This window comes from Candidatus Neomarinimicrobiota bacterium (assembly GCA_012964825.1).
Lineage (GTDB): Bacteria > Fidelibacterota > Marinisomatia > Marinisomatales > S15-B10 > UBA2125.
In genome coordinates, this window is the sequence record DTTI01000076.1 from 19,079 (window position 1) to 38,578 (window position 19,500).

Sequence of the window (19,500 nt, forward strand, 5' to 3'; positions counted from 1 at the left end):
CTTAAAACTTAAATGAATGTACAAAGAGGAGAAATTATGTTCCATATTAATTCAACTACCACGAAGTCCTCTTTGCTAATCGGTATTCCAACTGGTAGATTTTCAGGCCAATTATTGCCTATGAGCATCTCCGTCCAGACTCAATTCAGTGGCGCAACCTCACTGAAACTGACGCCCCTTCACGAACGTACTTCCGTTCTCAATCAGTCCCAGGAGTGGCGTCGATGGTCGGGGTATCTCTCCGCTACTTCCTATGACCTCACCCACGATGTGGAATATTTCGCAGTGCGGACAAAAGCGGCTCTTTTGGATGTTACACCCCTACATAAATATATAATTGTAGGTCCCGATGCGGAGCGGTTACTTGACCGTCTGGTGACCAGGAACATTCACTTATGCAAAGTTCATCAGGTGATGTACACACCATGGTGCGATGATGACGGCAAGCAGATTGATGACGGCACGGTCCAGAGGCTTGAAGAGAACCATTTTCGCCTTACCAGTGCTGAACCAAACATTGAATGGCTCACACACAACGCCGCTGGCATGGATGTTGACATCTCGGAAGATTCCGAATCCACCATCGCTTTGGCCCTTCAGGGACCCAATTCCCGGGTTATACTGAATAATATTGTAAATGAAAATATTGATGCACTCAAGTTCTTCTGGCTCTCGAACTGCAAAGTCGGCGACATGTCCGTAATGATCTCCAGAACAGGTTATACAGGCGATCTAGGCTATGAACTGTGGACGCCAAATGAGAATGCTCTAAAGCTTTGGGATCGCCTTATGCAAGCTGGCGCACCCTATGGTATTACACCTACGGGACTTCACGCTTTAGATATGGTACGCATCGAAGCTTCCCTGATCCTGCTGGACATTGACTATATCTCGGCTCAGCACGCTATTATCGATTTGAGAAAATCGTCACCATTTGAGCTTGGCTTGGGTTGGACAGTAAAGCTGAAAAAGAAAGATTTCATCGGCAGAAAGGCGCTCCTGAAGGAGCATGAACGGAGTCCGGAGTGGCAATTAAAGGGAATCGAGATCGAATGGGAACCACTGGAGAAACTTTACCGGAAAGTGGGGCTCCCTCCTCAGCTCCCGGGCATGGCGTGGCGGACCTCCACCCCCATCTACAGCGGCAATAAACAGGTGGGCTACGCCACCAGCGGATGCTGGTCGCCCATCCTGAAAAAGTATATCGCTCTTTGTCATTTGATGTCAGATTACGCTCGGGAAGGGACACTCCTTCAGTTTGAAGTGAAAGTTGAGCACTTCCGAAAAACAACACCAGCCAGGGTGGTGAAAACACCCTTCTTCGACCCAGAAAGGAAACGGTCATGTCCGTGAACCGGAAGTATGACGCCATTGTCGTTGGCGGAGGCCACAACGGTCTCACCGCCGCGGCTTATCTTGCCCGGGGCGGTAAGAAAGTCCTTGTGCTGGAACGGCGTCATGTCTTGGGCGGTGCTGCCGTTACCGAGGAAATCTTCCCAGGTTTCAAGTTTTCCGTCTGCTCTTATGTGGTCAGCCTTCTCAAACCTGACATCATTCGGGAACTTCAACTTCCCAAGTTCGGACTTGAAATGGTACCATTGGAGAGCACATTTACACCCCTTGAGGATGACTACCTTATTCGGTGGGCCGACCACGATCTCACCCGTCGGGAGCTCTATCGCCACTCTCCCAACGATGCCGAGGCCTATGACAGGTTCGGACAGACCATGAGCCAGATAGGTCTCTCAGTCCGCCCCATCCTCCAGACCATAGCCCCTGACCCTACCAAACTGGGCTGGTCAGGCGCATCCACCCTTCTGGACCTTGGTAAGCATTTCCGCTCCCTGGGCCAGGAAAAATTTGAGCAGCTGGCAAAACTGATGACCATGAGTTCCGCCGATTTTCTGGATGAATGGTTTGAGTTTGAACCGTTGAAGGCCACCATGTCTGCCAGCGGAATCATCGGCACCTTTATGGGACCAAAGTCTCCGGGCTCCGCTTACGTTATGCTTCACCACTACATGGGTGACATTGATGGCGTCTTCCGTGCGTGGGGATTCCAGCGGGGAGGTACCGGTGCCGTCAGTATGGCCATTGCCCAGTCAGCCGAACACTTCGGTGCAGATATCATGACGGAAGCACCTGTAAGTCAAATCGTGGTTAAGAACGGCCGTGCTGTGGGCGTAGCCCTCGAAAACGGCCATGAGTTTGAGGCAAATGTGGTTGTGTCGGGTCTCGATCCGAAACTGACATTCCTTAACCTTGTGGCGTCAAATGACCTCCCTGACGATTTCGTCCGGTCTATTCAAAATTTCAGAATTCAAGGCTCCTCCGGTAAAGTAAACCTGGCGCTAGATGGGCTACCCGATTTCACCTGTCTCCCCGGAAACGGGCCTCACCTGAATGGTGCCATCTCCATTTCACCTGATTACGATTATATCGAAAAAGCCTTTGATGATGCCAAACAAGGGAACTTTTCGCGCCGGCCTTACATCGATATTGTTTTGCCTTCCGTCCTCGATCCTGATATGGCTCCACCGGGCAAACATGTCATGTCTTGTTTTGTACAATACGCCCCTTACAACATTAATGGCGGCTGGGATGACCAGAAGCGGGAAGCCTTCGGGGATGCTGTGGTAGATGCATTAGCCAGATTTGCCCCCAACATCAAGGACATTATCCTTCATCGACAGGTACTGACACCGTGGGATCTGGAAAAGACAATTGGCCTGACAGAAGGAAACATATTCCACGGCGAACTGGCTCTGCATCAGCTGTTCTTTTTCCGTCCCGTGGTGAAATGGGCTGACTACAGAACACCAGTGCAAAACCTTTACCAGTGCGGTTCTGGCACTCATCCCGGTGGCGGCATCACAGGCGCCCCCGGCGAGATGGCGGCTAAAAAAATCCTGAAGGAGTGGCGTTGAAACGGTACGACGCAATAGTTGTGGGTGGAGGTGTGAACGGCCTCACTACCGCTGCCTATCTGGGCAAGAGCAATCGAAAAGTCCTTCTGCTGGAAAAAAATGAAACTGTGGCAGGGCTGGCATCAACGGAAGAATTCGTACCCGGATTTAAATGCAATACAGTTATGGATTCTGTGCCATGGATTAATGACCAAGTTGTCTTCGAGCTCGATCTTGAAAACCACGGCTTCAGGTTTGCTTCACCGAATACCGGTGTTATCACTCCTGATGGTAACGGAAAAAACCTGACAATTACATCAGACCCATATGAGACATCCAGATCCATTGCTCAATTCTCTCAATCCGATGCAGAAAAATGGCCCGCATTCTGCAACAAGATCGCCATGCTTACCGATTTCCTGGAACCCCTCTACGGTATGATGCCCCTGCCTATTCCTGAGCTGGATCTCTCCAATCTACTATCCATGAAGCCCATGTTGGCACCGTACCGCAAGCATGGCCGGAAGGCGCTGGTGGAGCTTCTCAGGACCTTGCCTATGAGTATGCTGGAACTACTGGATGAATGGTTTGAGTCAGAACCTCTCAGGGGTACTATGGCAGCAGTTGGCATCCGGCACCTGAATCAGGGGCCCATGGCCGCGGGGACAGCTTTCGTCTTTCTCCACAACCACATAGGGACCGGAGGATCCGTCCGGTCAGTAAATTTCATTGATGGAGGTACGAAACAACTGGCTGCGGCACTTGAGTCATCCGCTACAAGTGTTGGCGTTGAGATGCTCATTGGATCTGAAGCAAAAAGCATCTCCGTGAACGACGGCGCCGCTCTCGGTGTCACCTTGGTAAACGGTGAGGAAGTTGAATCAGATTGTGTCGTCTCTGCCCTCGATCCAAAGACAACCTTTCAAGGACTTGTAGGCAACGACCGGCTGTCACCTCAGTTCTCCCGGCGGATCAAAAATATTAAAATGCGCGGTGCCACGGCGCGGGTTCATTTTGCCCTGAAAGAATTGCCGAATTTTGTTGGCCTCCATAAGGAATCACTGAAAGGCATAGTATCGGTCAGTCCGTCACTCAGTTATATCGAAAAAGCATCGGACGCTTCCAAATACGGCCGTATCTCTGAGGAGCCGTGGATGGAGTTCACCGTCCCTTCCCTCAGGGAAAAGTCGTTCGCTCCGGCCGGAAAGCATGTTCTCTCCGCCACTGTACAGTACGCGCCGTACCACCTTCGCGGCACGGACTGGCAATCGGCCCGCCATGAACTGGGTAGCCGAGTTACTGACGTCCTGGAGAAATACGCTCCCGGCTTCCGTAGCCTCATTGAGCACCAGAAAGTACTGACTCCCGCAGATCTGGAGAGCAAATATGGACTGACGGAGGGAAACCTAAACCAGGGCGAAATGATGCTGGACCAGTTCTTCTTTATGCGGCCAACTATCGACAGCGCACAATATTCCACCCCCATTGGAAACCTGTTTCTATGCGGAGCAGCAACTCATCCCGGCGGAGGTCTCCACTGTACTAACGGTCATAATGCTGCAAATGAGATTATTAAACATTTGCAATCCGTCTGATCACCCCCATCTGAAAAAAATAAAAAGCTCGATTACTCTTCCAGGAGATGTTCTCGGAGGTGGTTGAACATCTTTGTATAGAGGTGTATCCTGGAGTTCCCGCCACTAATGCCGTGAGCACGGTTAGGATAATAGAACACCTCCAGTGGCTGTTTGGCGTTAACAAACTTCTCCACAAGCTGTGTGGTGTTCTGCGAATGAACATTGTCATCGCCCGTGGCGTGGATGACCAGAAGATGTCCCTGCAGATTATCCACGTAGGAAAAAACAGAAGTGGAATCGTAACCTGCCTCATTATCCTGAGGCAACCCCATGGATCGCTCGGTATAGATAGTGTCGTAAAGTCTGAAGTCCATGACCGGTGCCACCGAAACGCCGGCCTTGAATTGTGCGCCGTTCTTGGTGAGCATGAGTCCGGTGAAATAGCCGCCACCACTCCAGCCCCACGCACCGACTCTGTCTGGATCGGCACCCCACTCCCGAACCATGTAATCGATACCAGCAACATGATCTTTCGCAAGATAACGGCTCATGTCACCGTAGCTGAGATTCTTGAACGTCTCTCCGCGGCCGCTCATACCGCGGGCATCCATGGAAAAAACAATAAACCCTTCTTGTGCAAGGAACTGATTCCATAGCCCGCCCCACCTATCTCGGACGATCTGTGTCCCTGGCATCCCGTAACCGTACACGATCATTGGATACTTTTTCCTTTTATTGTATCCCACAGGCAGTGTGACAATACCGTCCAGTGTTGCGGCTCCATCGTGAGTTTTGAATGTGACGAACTGGGGAACCGACCAGTCATAATCGTCAAATTGGCTTTTATCTGTTTCCTCTATGATACGGACCACAGTGCCGTCACGTCTTTTTAAAAGAATTTTTCTGGGCTGAGAGACAGAGGAAAAACTATCCACAAAGTACTGCCCCGATGGGGAAAATTGGACGCTGTGATTCCCTTTCTCTGTTGTCAACTGTTTCAATCCAGTTCCATCGAACGAGACGCTGTACAGGTGACTTTCAGCCACGGATGCCTTATTGGCCATGAAAAGGACGACACCCCCCTCCTCGTCTACGTGAACAATTCGAGTCGCTTCCCACTGCCCGCTTGATATCTGGGCCAGCTCTTCACCCTTCAGCGTGTGGCGGTGCAAATGTTGGTAGCCCGATCTCTCAGATATCCAGACCAACTCATCTTTTTCCAGAAACCTGTAATTGTCGTGAACATTCACCCAGCCATCCTGGTCCATCTCCATAAGTCCCTGTTTTTTCTTGCCAGATTTGGGGTTGCAGATGAGGAGGTCCCACCGATTCTGAAGCCGCCTCATGCGCATCACAAGAAGGCGCTCCGGTGAGTGCCAGTAGATTCTGGGATAGTACATGTCACGGTTGTCACCGATGTCCATCCAGCGGGTTGCTCCGCCGGTGGCCTTCACCACACCGATTCTCATGGTGGGATTAGTCTGCCCAGCTTTAGGATAACGGATCTCCGTGGTCACGGGATATAGTTCGAGCTCATTAATTAGTGTAAAAACGGCCACACGTGACTGGTTTTCTTCCCAGTAGGCAATGCTCTTGCTATCTGGCGACCACCGGTAAGCATCATATTTGGAGAATTCTTCCTCGTAGACCCATCCAAAATGACCGTTGAGCACCACATCTGTGCCCGTCCTGGTCAATCTCCTCTCCCGACGTCTGTCAATTTCGAAAGTGTAGAGATTGTTATCCTCCCGGACATAAGCCACCATCTCACTATCAGGAGAAAATTTGACGTTGCGAAGGCGTTTGTTATTTCTAGAAACGGGAGTCATTTTTGCTGTTTCTGTATCGTAAATCCAGTAGGTACCCCAGTGAGATCGCCGCCAGATCTTTTCATGGTCAGTCTGTATCAGTATTCGCTGCCCGTTACCGCTGAAACTGTAGTTGGTCACCACAACAGGTGAACCGCTGAATTTTAACCGCTCCCCATCCAGAAATAATGTGGTATCACCAGCAAAAAGATCGACCTTGTAGAGGGACCGGACACCATTGGATTGCTTCAGAAATGTGTATGCATCTTCACCAGGCTGCCAGACGATTGTCCCTAGAGAAGCCACCTCAAAGGGTGATTTTCCCGTTACGTCTTCCAGTGTGAGACGATTCCCGCCATGGAGAAAAGAACATGCTGCAAAGGCAAGCACAATGACCGTTTTTTTCACCTGATGATCACCTTCACCCGCTCAAGCAATTCAATCATCATAGAATGGGTAAGTCTGCCTGTGTTCACATTTCTGGGACTAGGATGATAAGAGCCAACAAGAATAATACCATTCTGAAGAGTATACTCATTCCCATGTCCAAATGGGTAATCTTTCATTAAAAAATCATACTGGGTGCGGAAAAACCTCAGGCAGGCGTCGAAAGCAATCTTCCCCAAGGCCAGAATGCAATTTACATTCTTCAACAGGATCAGTTCGTTGGAAAGAAAATGAGCACAGTTTTTCAGTTCATCTGGCTTCGGTTTGTCCTGAGGCGGAACACATTTCAGCACAGGCGTCATGTAAGCATTCATCAGCTCCAGCCCGTCATCCAGAGAATCCGAATTGGGCTGATTTGCAATACCCACTTCATGAAGGCAGCGGACAAGAAAATCGGCTGACTTGTCACCTGTGAAAACTCGACCCGTTCTGTTGCCACCGTGGGCCGCCGGCGCCAGGCCTGTGAGCAACAGTGATGCGCCGGGTTCCCCGTAACCGGGGACAGGCTTGCCCCAGTAGTCCCACGCTTCAAACTGTTTCCTCTTTTTCTGGGCAACAGCCTGGCGAAATTCCACCAGACGGGGACAGGCACAACACTGAACAATGTCCTTATTGAGTGACGATATGCTCCTAAAAAATCTCAAACTCACTTGAATAGTTAACTTATTGAAGAAGAAACGGGCTAAGCATAACCCGAACACAAGTTGGAGAAAGTAGGCAATCTCAGTATATTTCGCGGCATTTTTCTAGTTAATTTAAAAGGATTCTGATTTTATGGGTATGATGAACACCATGAGGACGCGAATGCACGTGATCCTTTGGATTCTGCTGATTTTGTTCATCGGTAGCATGACCGTCGGTGGACTCGTAGGCGGTGCCGATATCGTGAACCAGCTTTTTGGGAGAGTTGATGTATCCAGAGCTATAGCCGTTGTAAACGGAGAGGCAATACCTCCAGACCTTTTCTTCCATCAGATTGAACACAGCCTTGAACAGGCCCGTATTCAGGGAATAGAGCTCGATGAACGCGGCCTCAATTTTGAGCGGGACCGAATCTTTAATCAACTCATGGAAACATCACTCATCAATCAGGAAATTGAAAAACGTAATATCAGGGTGACAGACCAGGAGATTTATTATGAACTGGTGAACAATCCTCCCCAGGATCTCCGGACCATTCCAGACTTTTTGACGGACGGCATTTTTGACGAAACCAAATACAAACTGGCTCTTCAGAACCCCCAGGGTGACGAATGGCGCCCTATCGAGAACTTTGTGAGACAAAATCTGCCGCGGCAAAAACTGTTCAACGAGATCCGGGCAAGCGTACACGTCGCCGAGAGCGATGTCCGTAATGAATACATACTGCAGAATGTAGAGTACACCATAAGCGCCCTCATTGTCCGGACAAGCCGCTTCAACCAGCCTGAATTCAACCCCACAGACGATGAGATGGAAAATTACTATTTCCTCAATCCTGATAAGTTCCATCAGAACGAGCAGCGTGTTCTCAGCTATGTGGAATGGAATAAGGTTCCATCATCAGAAGATACTCTGCTGGCAAAAGAGACCGCTCAGGATATTCTCTCTCGCCTGAAGGCTGGCGATGACTTTGCCGAACTGGCCAATGAATTCTCTGAAGATCCCGGCAACCGCACATCAGAGGGAACAAGCCGCGACGGTGACCTGGGGTGGTTCGGCAAAGGCCAGATGGTGGCACCATTCGAAGAAGCGACGTTTGCCGCCCAAGCTGGCGATATCGTTGGACCCGTGGAAACCGATTTCGGTATACACGTCATTCAGGTGAGAGACCGCCGGGTCGAAAATGAAGAAGAGCAAGTACTGGCAAGTCATATCCTTCTCAAGATTGATATGGGACCCACAACTCGGGAAAAAATCAGGAATTCGGCCATACAGTTTTTGTTTGATGTAGAGGATTATGGTTTTGAACTGGCGGTGGAAAGAAACAATTATGAACTCCGAAAAATGCAGCCTCTCACAGAAGAGGGGATTTTCATACCGCCCATCGGCTATTTCCCGGAACCGGCAAAATTCGCATTCGCAAATGAATTAGGCACCGTAAGCGACTTCATTGAATCAGATCAACTTTTCACCGTCTTGCGACTCGACTCCGTCATCGCCGAAGGGACCAAAGAGTATGGGACTGTCCAAAGCCAGATACGTACTACACTCAGAACGGATAAACAGATGGCCGCTGCTAAATCACTGGCGGAGGAACTGAACAGTCAGTTATCGGAAAACACATTGGTTTTCGAAAAAGCCGCCGACTCAAATGAAAAAATTGAACTTGTTGGCCCTGTCTCTGCTAATCTGGGTAGTTCATTTCAGAAAATTGGCCGCCACGAGTCAGTTATCGGCGCCCTGCTTGTGGCAGATGTGGGACAGATTCTCCCTCCTGTGGAAACAACCAGGGCGTTCGTCATCCTGAAACTAGAATACCGGAATGATGTGGACGAGGTAGACTGGGAAGTGAAAAAAGATGTATTACGGAAATCTCTCCTAAGTCAGAGAGAGAATGAAGCTCTCGGAGCCTGGGTCACGGAATTGAGAGAAAAGGCCGACATTGTCGATAACAGGAAGTACTACTTCTAATCCCTATTTCCCTTTCCATTTGGGGCGTCGCTTTTCACTGAAAGCCTTCAGAGCCTCTCGCCTGTCCTCACTATCGATAATGGATTTGTAAGCTTTTTGTTCTACTTTAAGTGCCAGTTTAACTGACTGATCTAACCCTTCATTAATTGACTTTTTAGCCGCATAAATGGCGAGAGGTGCATTAGCAGTAATCTGACCGAAAATCTCCTGAACCACATCTTCCAGCTCGTCTATTTCAACCAGCCAGTCTACAACACCGTCTGCCAGTGCCTCTTCCGGCGTAAATGATTGGGCTGTGAAAATCCACCGTTTCGCCTTGCTTTCTCCTATGAGTCTAGGAAGTCGCACGGTTCCCCCGGCGCCGGGCATGACGCCTACGGATGTCTCCTTCATTCCAATGAAGCTATTTTCTGCTATGATCCGCAAATCGCACGCCAGCGCTAGCTCCATGCCCCCACCTAGACAGTTTCCGTTAATGGCTGCCAGTGTAGGTACCCGAATCTCGGCAATTCTCTGGAAGGTGTCAGACAGATATTCAACGAATGTTTCCACTTCCTGCTCATCCATCTTTTCTCTCTCTTTAAGATCGGCTCCGGCACAAAAGTTTTCTCCGACAGCTGTAATTACAACCATTCTCACTTTCTCATCCTGAATATCGTCGCTCAGCTTGTTGAGTTCATCAACCAGAGCATGGGAAAGAGCATTAACGGGGGGATTGTCCAGAGAGATAGTGAGGAGGCCCCTCTGATCCAGCTTTGATTTAATCATAGACATGATTGGGAAGTTAACCAGATTCTGCTAGGAGACGCACTGAAGGGTCATGATTTTGCTAGCTGGAAGCCCCTGAACGCGAGAAAACCTAGCACAATAAAAGCCCCAAGGCTTGCGGTTAGCGGCAACGAATAGCTGGCCATGATCAGTTCTGTACCGGTCACAAACCGATAGAGATGTATGAGCGCTACCAATGTGAAAATAAGAGCGACAGTAAGATTATATACTTTCTGGTCCATGACCTACGTCCTTCTCACTTTTCCACAATGTACCTTCATTGGAGGCAACCATCAATTCAAATACACATTTCACCAGGAAATCAATTTCGTAAAGCCTTAACATGAAAAGAAATCTAGTAATTTAAAGAATTGATACGAACTGTATGGCGCTATCAGAACAAAGCCACATCGTGTCGGGAAATCAGCTAATATTGATTTTCTATTTCAACAGCTCTTTCAGCACATCCACCTCCATCCGCAGAAGGTTCTGACCCACGTTTTCAAATCAATCTTTGAAGGTATAGTGTTTCTTTACCGCCTTGGCCACAGTCCAAGTACAGGAGAGCCCTGCCGGGAAAGTAACCAGATCGCCAGGGCCGAAAGTTATTTCTCACTCTTCAGTAACAACAGTCACTTCCCCCTCAATGACTAGGCACTGCTCCGTGGAACTGTAGGACCACGGAAATTCTGACGGTTCACACTCCCAGACCGGGTAATCGCCAAAGGTTTGGATCTCTTCTGATGTCGGCTTTCTCACTTTAATTTTCATCTTTCCTCTTCAGAACGGTTGGACTTGACGTTTCACGATGTACTTGCCGTGTGGGCCTCCGCTTGGCAGGGTAGCGGCGTAGATAATACTATCCGCTCCCTTCTTAGGACTTAACGGAGCGATCATGGTGCCCATTCTTGTGCGGACCCACCCGGGATGCACACAGTTAACGAGGATATTTGAGTTCTCCACTTCAGCGGCGAGATTGGCCGTCAGTGCATTCAAGGCGGATTTTGAGACACGGTACGCTGTATAACCGCCTGTCATGGGATCGGACAGATTTCCCATCCCACTCGTCACATTCACAATTCGACCCCAAACTGCTTGCTGTAAGAGCGGCAGGAATGCCTGGCACACCCTGAACGGCCCAAAGAGATTTACATCCATGGTTTTTTTAAGTACCTTTTCAGGCAGGAAGCCAAACCTAGACTTCCTGTCTTCCCTCGCAAGGATTCCAGCATTGTTCACAAGAATGTTCAGTGTGCTATGGGACTCAGAAATTTTATGTGCCGCGGCATTAACGCTCTCTACCGATTGTATGTCGATCTCTACAACTTTTGCTGAACCTCCCTTATTTCGTATAGCATTGACCGTCTTCTCTCCAGCCGATGTGCTACGTGATCCGACCATAACATGGATTCCCTTTTCGGCAAGACCTTCGCAAACCGCCTTCCCAATTCCACGGTTGCCCCCTGTCACAAATGCAACAGATAAAGAAAGATCGAGTGCTGCCGTAATCAAACCTACTCCACCCTAACAGTAACTTCCTCAGCTTCCTTTGGAATCAGTTTAAGCCAATTGGCCATAATTTTCTGCGGTTTGGGGTAACCAGCGGTGTAACCGGTTATTCCCGGTGGGCCGTTGGTGACCACCTGTTCTATCTCTTTAGATAACCGGGCCACTTTTTATTGGTTTGTGGCCCTGCTACTTAAACACAAATTAACCACAGGAAGGTCCGGGGGGACGTGATTCTCCAGTTCAAAGATAGCACCACAAAGCTGATTGATAGGGGCGTTTACAGAGTCACCCCAAAACCTTGACCGATAAGAATGAGGATCAGGTCAGACATTTATGTTTTGAAAATTAAGTGGTAGGCTGATGGTCACGCATCACACCTGAAGCACACCGAACATAGGCGCCGGCATTTTTGACTGATGTTCACATAATTCCAGAGAATGGATTAGGACGCGCCTGGTATCAGCCGGCTTGATGATGGCGTCAGTCCACATCCGGGCGGCAGCGTAGCGTGGATCGCTCTGGCGCCGGTACCGTTCCTTGATTTCATTGATGAGTTTGTTCCGCTCCTCATCACCCACTTCCTTCCGCTTGGAGAACTGAATTTCCACCAGCGTTTCCGCCGCCTGGTTGCCGCCCATGACGGCCAGACTGGCAGAAGGCCATAGGTACATGAACCTTGGAGAGTAGGCCCGGCCGCTCATGGCGTAATAACCTGCACCGTAACTCCCGCCTATGATCAAGGTGATCTTCGGCACCACTGAGTTAGAGACCGCCTGAACCATCTTCGCCCCATCCTTCAAAATGCCGCCCCACTCAGCTTTCTTCCCCACCATGAAACCGTTAACATCTTGAAGAAAGATGAGGGGAATCTTGTCCTGGTTGCAGTTCATGATAAACCTCGCCGCTTTGTCAGAAGAATCGCTGTACAGAACACCCCCCATCTGCATCTCGCCGGTACCGGAAGTAACTATGGTTTTCTGATTGGCCACAATACCCACGGAATAACCGCCGATCCTCGCATTGCCACAAAGAACTGTTTTCCCGTACTCACTCTTGTAAGGTTCGAACTCACTGCCGTCCACCACCCGGGCTACAATCTCTTCCATGTCATAAGGGCCGCCGATCTCGGGGACGATGGCGTTCAGATCCTCAGCCTGCAGAAGAGGCTCTGCCGGTTCCGCCCGATTAAACTTCCCCATTTCCAAGTACGGAAGATTCTTCACAAGGCGCCGTGTGATCTCAATGGCATCTTCATCATTCTTAGCATGATAGTCGGCTGATCCACTGATGGCATTGTGGGTGGTTGCGCCGCCAAGTGTTTCCTTGTCAATTTCCTGACCGATAGCTGCCTTCACCAGTGCCGGTCCGGCCACAAACATGTTGGAACCCTCCGTCATAACAAACTTATCACACATGACCGGCAGATATGCGCCACCAGCCACACAGGGGCCCATGACGACGGCGATCTGGGGGACACCCAAAGCTGAAAGGCGGGCGTTGTTATAAAATATCCGTCCAAAGTGCTCTTCATCGGGAAAAACTTTTTCCTGCAATGGCAGGAAGACACCAGCTGAGTCCACGAGATAAATGACAGGTAGGTTGTTTTCCAGAGCAATCTTCTGGCCTCGAAGGTGCTTCTTCAAGGTCACTTCAAAATAAGCCCCTGCTTTCACCGTAGCATCGTTGGCAATGATAACGCACTCCCGGCCTGAAACTTTTCCGATGGCCAGTACCAACCCTGCAGAAGCGGGTGAACCAACCTCCCCATACATCTCCCAACCGGCGTAGATACCCAACTCCAAAACAGGACTACCCTTGTCAACAAGAAGCTCTAACCGCTCCCGGACAGTCTTACGCCCCTTCTTGTGCTGGCTTCCGATATTTTTTTTGCCACCGCCCAGTTTCAGGACTGTCTCCTCCTCATGATACCGCGCCAAGAGTTTCGTCATATAAGCTTCGTTCTTTTCAGCCCCTTTGGGCCACTTCGATTTTTTGGTTCCCACTATAGGCATCAGTTTCAGGCTGAGGCGGCCATTTCCATCGGTTTTACGGAATAACTGAAATAGATGAAAGGTGTATCAATTGCCGCCACAAGAATTTTCAACATATAGGTGGAGATCACAATCTCCATTACCACGTTAACAGGTAAGGCATTTTCAGAGCCCATCAGTACTGGAAACACCAAAAACGCCAACAGAGAGAAGACTATAGAATCGATAAGCTGACTGATCCAGGTACTGCCGTTGTTCCGCAGCCAAAGGAATTTCCCTGCCGTTTTTTCCCTGATGGCGTGAAAGGCCCAGATGTCGTGCAACTGAGAAATAAGATAGGCCACCATGCTTGCCAGAATAATGGCTGGCGCCGAGGTGAAAATATCAGCCATGCCGGCGGCGGCACCCCAGTCGTCGGCACTTGCTTCCAGATACAAAATCATTTGTGACATGATGGTATAAAAAACAGCAGAAAAGAATCCGATAAATACCGCCTGTCTTGCTTCTTTCTTCCCGTAATGTTCCGCAAGTAGGTCGGTGGCCAGAAAAACTGCGCCGTAGACCACATTCCCACCCGTGGCTGCGATGCCGAAAAGAGTGATCTGTTTAGTCACAAAAATATTGGCCAGCACAATACAAACGGCGATGTATCCGTAAAGCCAAGATAGACCCATTCGAAACGCAACCAGCGTGAAGGTGAGCCCCACTCCTGTCTGCAGGATAAAGATCAGCTCGTTACTCATTTTTTCTTAGTTTTTTCTCCACAACGGAAAGTAACGCCTTTGGGGGCCGAACAGGTTTTCCTTTCCCGTTCATGAAAGAGTGGACCGTGTGACCAATGGCTATGAGTTCATCATTTTTGTCCAGTAATACTTCATATTGAATTTTCATTGTCGCTCGGGGTGCTTCTTTCAGGATTGTCCTCACCGTCAGAACGTCATCATAGGTGGCGGGGTATCTGTACTCGCAATGACTTTCAATGACGGGTATGAAGACACCTGATTGTTCGATCTCCATGTAGGGCAAGCCCAGCTCCCTGAGAAAATGTGACCGGGCAGATTCAAAATATTCAAAGAATCGACCATAGTAAACACGCCCCATCATGTCGGTGTGGCCGTAAATGACTCTCACTTTATGATCGATGGAAATCATTCTTCCCATATCCCGATGCGGTCATACTTTGTGATTCGCCTGTCGATCAGTTCTGAGGTTTCCAGTTGCGTCAGTTCATCCAGCTCTTTCTTGAGTACATCTTTCACCCGTTGTGCCATGAGATCATAATCTTTGTGTGCGCCTCCCATTGGTTCGGGGATGATCTCATCACATATGCCCATTTCGTGAAGGTCCTGGGCGGTCACTTTCATGGCGTCGGCTGCCATTTCCGCCTTGCTGGCATCACGCCACAGGATAGAGGCGCAACCTTCAGGACTAATAACAGAAAACCAGGTGTTTTCCAGCATAATAAGCCTGTCTCCCACACCCATCCCCAGTGCACCACCGCTAGCACCTTCACCGATGACAATGACAAGGATGGGAACTGGAAGGACTGCCATCTCCATTAGATTTTTCGCAATAGCTTCCGCCTGGCCCCGTTCCTCAGCACCTATACCGGGGTAGGCTCCAGGTGTATCAATGAGGCATATGACTGGTCTATTGAACTTTGCTGCCAATTTCATGATCCGGAGAGCTTTCCGGTAACCCTCCGGCCGGGACATCCCAAAATTTCTCTCGAGGTTCTCTTTCGTGTTCTTTCCCTTCTGCTGACCCACATAAACCACGTGATAATCATCAATCTTACCAATTCCTGTCACTACGGCGTGATCATCGGCAAAGTACCTGTCGCCATGAAGCTCCACAAAACCGGGAGAAAGGCGCTCTATATAATCGAGGGTGTAGGGCCTTTTGGGGTATCTCGCCAGCTGAACCCTCTGCCACCGACTCAGGTTGGAATAAACCTTTTTCATAAGCTTTTTCCGCTTTTCTTTCAAGCGAACAATTTCTGATGAAAGGTCAGTTCCGTCTTTGGAATTCATTTCAATCATCTCATCAATCTTCTGATCGAGATCAACGATCGGTTTTTCAAAATCGAGATAGAAACCAGCCATCGATTCAGAGTGCAAAGACGCTTCTTATGAGAATCTCCACGTCAAAAGCCATGGATTGGTTTTGTACATAGTAGTGATCATAAATAGCTCGCTCGTCACTGTCTAAGTGAAGCTTCCGGATGCGATCTAGCCCCGTGAGTCCCGGCTTGCAGATCAGGTGTATGACGTCTCCCACTGTTGGAATCACAGCACTGCCCACAAAGCTCATTTCACCAGAGAGAATTTTAAGAAGCAGCGGTAGCTCTCTGAAAAACCTGTTTTTTGCGGGTGTCATCCAAGCAGTGAATCGGGACCCTTCCCGACCCCAGAATTCTTTTTTCTCCCACCGGAAATATCTCAGGAGAAGTGCCAGGAAAAATGGTGAGAAAAGAACCAGCATTATTCCGGAAAAGACGACATCGAAGATTCGTTTGGAGATTACATTCAGCCGGTGATAAAGGGTGTACTCGATACTGACGAAAGGAAAATCACTCACATCCTCCACAGATGCCTTGCCCAGCAAAATATCCTGTTCCCGCGGAACCACCTTGTAAGTGAGCCGCAAGTGCTTCGTGCTGTCCATCATGGCAACGATACTCTCATTATCGAGGCGGTCTGAGGTAAAGATGAGCTCCCTGACGCCCTGAGCTTGCACAATTGACTCCAGATCATCCGTGGAACCCACCATGGAGGCCGTTGTACTTTCCCAGCTACTTAATGTGCTGACCTCCTTCGGTCTAGGATCGGCAAATCCCACAATATAGATACCGGTATCCGGACGGCGGCTTATGCGTCGAGCAATTCTTATCCCCTCATCTCCGGCACCAACGATCACCGCCGGCCGAGAAAAAATGGGTGAATTCCCTACCATAACATTTCTGAGGAAGCCGCGGGATTTCAGAACATGAGCCACCAGCCGCCAACCGGGAATAAAAAGTGTGATCAAAACAGAAGCCCCCAGCAGTACGGCCCTGGAATAGGCGATCTGTTTGAAAAAATAAGTGAAAGCAACACTGAGTAAGAAACCTAGAATCGATGAGAGCATAGCTCTATTGTAGGCAAGAACAAACCGGGAGTAGGTCTGAAAAAGTCCACCCACTACTACCCAGAAAATTGCGTATGTAGCCACCACTGGAAGATAGGCGTCAATAGCTGGCGCCAATGAGCCAAAGCGCACCGGAATCGCGATCACAAACGCCAGCCCCACCATACAGACATCCAGGATCACCGGTAGAATCTGTGCCAATGACGAGGATAACAGCGTGGAGACTTTCCTGGAGGTGATGCCTATCTTTAGGACAATTCTAGTAAGAAGTGACGCCGTCTTGGAAAAATGTTTGTTCACAAAAAGATCCATGGCTTCGTAGAACCACCCTACACTGTCGTAGGGGGCGCTTTTCACACTTTCTCCCTTATAGTGTATAATCTGTGTGTCCGGCACATAATGGATTTCATATCCGGCCTGAATAGTTCTGTAACAATAATCAAGATCTTCACCGAACATGAAAAATCGTTCATCCAGTTCACCCACCGTTTCCAAGACATCTCTTGTCATAATCATGAAAGAACCGCTCACAGCTTCAACAGAATGATATTGGCCAGGATCGAGATAAGTAAGGTTGTAGCGCCCTGTCCATTTTCCTTTAGGAAATAATCGGCTCAAACCAAGGAGTTTGGGAAGAGCTACCCAAGGCATCGGAAAGCTCCGCTTGCATGCCAACTGAAGAGAACCGTCCGCATTCAGGATTTTAGGGCCGCAAATACCTACCTCTGGATGGGAGTTCATATAATCGGTGAGTACCGAAAGGGTTTTTTCTTCAATAACCGTGTCCGGATTGAGCAGGAGAATGAAATCTCCCGTAGCTTCCTTTAGACCGCTGTTGACCCCGTTGGCAAAGCCCATGTTCGAATTATGCTCAATGAGCCTGACCGCAGGAAATCTTTCTCTTACCATAGCGACCGAGCCGTCGTAGGAACTGTTATCTATGACGATAATTTCAACATGACCGCCATAATTCGAGTTTTGGATTGAATTGAGGCAGTTCGCCAGGTAATCCTTCACGTTGTAATTGACAATTATGACTGAGACGGTGAGATTCATTGGGATATGCCTATTTGTGCCATCCGAACAGTTTCCAGATCCGCAACCGTGGAATCATGACGGCAGCTTCCAACATGATGGAACGTGTCATTTTCGATTCTCCAATGGTGCGGTCTACAAAAATAATAGGGATTTCCGTAATCCGAAAACCTTTGAGCCAAGCTCGGTAGGTCATCTCAATCTGAAAGGAGTAACCCTGAGAGCGAATGCCGTTGAGATCAATGCCTTCCAGCGCTTCCCGTCGCCAGCATTTGAACCCGCCGGTGGCATCCCTCACTGGAAGTCTTGTAACGAGTCGTGTGTAAATGTTTGCCCCGTAGCTGATAATGAGCCTATGTAGGGGCCAATTGACCACATTGATACCTGATATGTACCTGCTACCGATTGCGAGGTCCGCATTCTCAATGGCCTCAATAAGCAACGGCACATCTTTAGGATCGTGAGACATATCTGCATCCATCTGTACAACAGCTTCGTAATCACGCTCCAAGGCATAGTTGAATCCGGCAATATAAGCCGATCCAAGACCACCTTTCTCATCTCTCGATAATAGGTGTAGAGTGTCATAGTCGGCCTGCAATTTCTCCACAATCTCAGCTGTACCATCTGGAGAACTGTCATCAACAACGAGAATGTGATAATCGGGATTCAGCACAAACAATGTAGACACAAGTTCGCGAATGTTTTTCCGCTCGTTATATGTCGGTGTCACAATAAGTGTTTTCACACCACAATACCTTCCTTCACCTTCCGAAGACAATAGTCTACCCCATAGGTGCGAAGCCCCAGCACTTCCTCGATCTTGACCGTGGAGAGTCCTGAGTTAAGTGGCCGCGAAGCCGGCTGATTCAGTTCAGACGTTGAAATGGGAGAAATGAGCAGCGGATCAAGATTAAAGACCTCGGCAATCCTCAGTGCGAACTCAAATCTCGTCATGAATTCCGCCCCGCCATAGTTGAGAATCTCCTGAATATTCATAATAATGGAAAGCTTGATGGCCTCCGCCAAGCCAGCCGTCCAGGTGGGATTTCCCCGCTGATCGTTCACAACTTTAATCTCTTTTTCTTCCTTAAGTGAATTAACGACCCAATTGACAAAGCTGGCCGATGTCCGGGAAGAGTTTCCATAAAGAACGTTGGTCCTGAGAATAACCCACGGCTGTGCTCCGCCCCGGAGACTGTTTTCCGCTGCCAGCTTCGACTTGCCGTAATAATTGACAGGCTTAGGTATATCTTCTTCTGAATACGGTCCGTCAGTACCTTCGAAAACATAGTCTGTGGAAATAAACACCATTTTGGTATCGGAGCCACGCATACTATTAAGAATATTTTCAGTACCGCCAACATTCACATTCCACGCTTTTTCCTTGTTCAATTCACAGCCATCAACATCTGTTATGGAAGCAAGATGGACGACCACATCAGGGTTAAAATTTTGAAGAAATTCCCTGACCTGACCCTTATTCGTTACATTCATGACACCATATTGACAGAACTGAAAACCGTCATCAGGCAGAACGCGGCCCGTGGCACAAAGTTCAAAATGAGGTTGAAGCTCGAGGATGACAGCTTCACCCAGTTGACCAAAAGCACCTGTTATGAGAACACGTTTCGACATAATTGTGTTTTTATTTCGTCCAGGACCTCAGTGATCCATGCAAATTGAAATTTAGGGCGGTGCTGTACCCTCTCCAATG

General features: G+C 49.0%; 16 protein-coding genes and 1 pseudogene. 4 read left to right on the forward strand and 13 right to left on the reverse strand.

The genetic code is table 11. The features are described 5' to 3' along the window. Nucleotides 1-120: 120 nt before the first annotated feature. From EYO21_07745 to EYO21_07755, 3 genes are read left to right on the forward strand one after another with little or no spacing between them, the layout of a single operon-like run. Nucleotides 121-1,353, forward strand: coding sequence for an aminomethyl transferase family protein (locus EYO21_07745; GenBank protein HIB03693.1), 1,233 nt, complete (start codon nt 121-123; stop codon nt 1,351-1,353). Continuing rightward, the gene (locus EYO21_07750) at nt 1,344-2,927 is read left to right on the forward strand and encodes an NAD(P)/FAD-dependent oxidoreductase (GenBank protein ID HIB03694.1); all 1,584 of its coding nucleotides are present in this window, start codon (nt 1,344-1,346) and stop codon (nt 2,925-2,927) included. Before EYO21_07745 ends, EYO21_07750 begins: the two co-directional genes overlap by 10 nt. After that, nucleotides 2,918-4,501 (forward strand): NAD(P)/FAD-dependent oxidoreductase, encoded by a 1,584-nt coding sequence (locus EYO21_07755; protein HIB03695.1) that lies wholly within the window; start codon nt 2,918-2,920, stop codon nt 4,499-4,501. The genes EYO21_07750 and EYO21_07755 overlap by 10 nt, the downstream gene beginning before the upstream one ends. Before the next feature lie 32 nt (nt 4,502-4,533). Here the strand turns inward: EYO21_07755 and EYO21_07760 are convergent, their stop codons facing one another. After that, the gene (locus EYO21_07760) at nt 4,534-6,699 is read right to left on the reverse strand and encodes a S9 family peptidase (protein HIB03696.1); all 2,166 of its coding nucleotides are present in this window, start codon (nt 6,697-6,699) and stop codon (nt 4,534-4,536) included. Next, nucleotides 6,696-7,388, reverse strand: a complete 693-nt coding sequence (locus EYO21_07765; GenBank protein ID HIB03697.1) for a uracil-DNA glycosylase — start codon at nt 7,386-7,388, stop codon at nt 6,696-6,698. The genes EYO21_07760 and EYO21_07765 overlap by 4 nt, the downstream gene beginning before the upstream one ends. Before the next feature lie 124 nt (nt 7,389-7,512). Here EYO21_07765 and EYO21_07770 point away from each other — a divergent pair, with 124 nt between their 5' ends. Beyond that, nucleotides 7,513-9,351, forward strand: a complete 1,839-nt coding sequence (locus EYO21_07770) for a hypothetical protein (GenBank protein HIB03698.1) — start codon at nt 7,513-7,515, stop codon at nt 9,349-9,351. A gap of 3 nt (nt 9,352-9,354) precedes the next feature. Here the strand turns inward: EYO21_07770 and EYO21_07775 are convergent, their stop codons facing one another. The 11 genes and pseudogenes from EYO21_07775 to EYO21_07825 all read right to left on the reverse strand — a co-directional run bounded on the left by EYO21_07775 (nt 9,355) and on the right by EYO21_07825 (nt 19,421). Continuing rightward, nucleotides 9,355-10,125 carry an enoyl-CoA hydratase gene (locus EYO21_07775; GenBank protein ID HIB03699.1) on the reverse strand — a complete coding sequence of 257 codons (771 nt, stop codon included), beginning with the start codon at nt 10,123-10,125 and terminating at the stop codon, nt 9,355-9,357. A 44-nt stretch (nt 10,126-10,169) separates the two neighbouring features. Then, nucleotides 10,170-10,361, reverse strand: a complete 192-nt coding sequence (locus EYO21_07780) for a hypothetical protein (protein HIB03700.1) — start codon at nt 10,359-10,361, stop codon at nt 10,170-10,172. A 265-nt stretch (nt 10,362-10,626) separates the two neighbouring features. Beyond that, nucleotides 10,627-10,890 (reverse strand): annotated as a pseudogene (locus tag EYO21_07785) (DUF861 domain-containing protein). A 9-nt stretch (nt 10,891-10,899) separates the two neighbouring features. Continuing rightward, nucleotides 10,900-11,631: an SDR family NAD(P)-dependent oxidoreductase gene (locus EYO21_07790; GenBank protein ID HIB03701.1), complete on the reverse strand. Its 732-nt coding sequence runs from the start codon at nt 11,629-11,631 to the stop codon at nt 10,900-10,902. Nucleotides 11,632-11,999: 368 nt separating this feature from the next. Next, nucleotides 12,000-13,577, reverse strand: a complete 1,578-nt coding sequence (locus EYO21_07795; protein HIB03702.1) for an acyl-CoA carboxylase subunit beta — start codon at nt 13,575-13,577, stop codon at nt 12,000-12,002. Nucleotides 13,578-13,645: 68 nt separating this feature from the next. Continuing rightward, complete coding sequence (locus EYO21_07800; GenBank protein HIB03703.1) at nt 13,646-14,362, reverse strand: VUT family protein; 717 nt, start codon at nt 14,360-14,362, stop codon at nt 13,646-13,648. Continuing rightward, entirely contained in the window at nt 14,355-14,780 is a 426-nt protein-coding gene (locus EYO21_07805) for an acyl-CoA thioesterase (protein ID HIB03704.1), read from the reverse strand. The genes EYO21_07800 and EYO21_07805 overlap by 8 nt, the downstream gene beginning before the upstream one ends. Then, complete coding sequence (locus EYO21_07810) at nt 14,768-15,724, reverse strand: acetyl-CoA carboxylase carboxyltransferase subunit alpha (protein HIB03705.1); 957 nt, start codon at nt 15,722-15,724, stop codon at nt 14,768-14,770. The genes EYO21_07805 and EYO21_07810 overlap by 13 nt, the downstream gene beginning before the upstream one ends. Before the next feature lie 4 nt (nt 15,725-15,728). After that, nucleotides 15,729-17,804, reverse strand: coding sequence for a glycosyltransferase (locus EYO21_07815; GenBank protein HIB03706.1), 2,076 nt, complete (start codon nt 17,802-17,804; stop codon nt 15,729-15,731). 10 nt (nt 17,805-17,814) lie between these two features. Continuing rightward, entirely contained in the window at nt 17,815-18,531 is a 717-nt protein-coding gene (locus EYO21_07820; GenBank protein HIB03707.1) for a polyprenol monophosphomannose synthase, read from the reverse strand. Next, nucleotides 18,528-19,421, reverse strand: coding sequence for an SDR family oxidoreductase (locus tag EYO21_07825; GenBank protein ID HIB03708.1), 894 nt, complete (start codon nt 19,419-19,421; stop codon nt 18,528-18,530). The genes EYO21_07820 and EYO21_07825 overlap by 4 nt, the downstream gene beginning before the upstream one ends. Between the last annotated feature and the right edge of the window lie 79 nt (nt 19,422-19,500).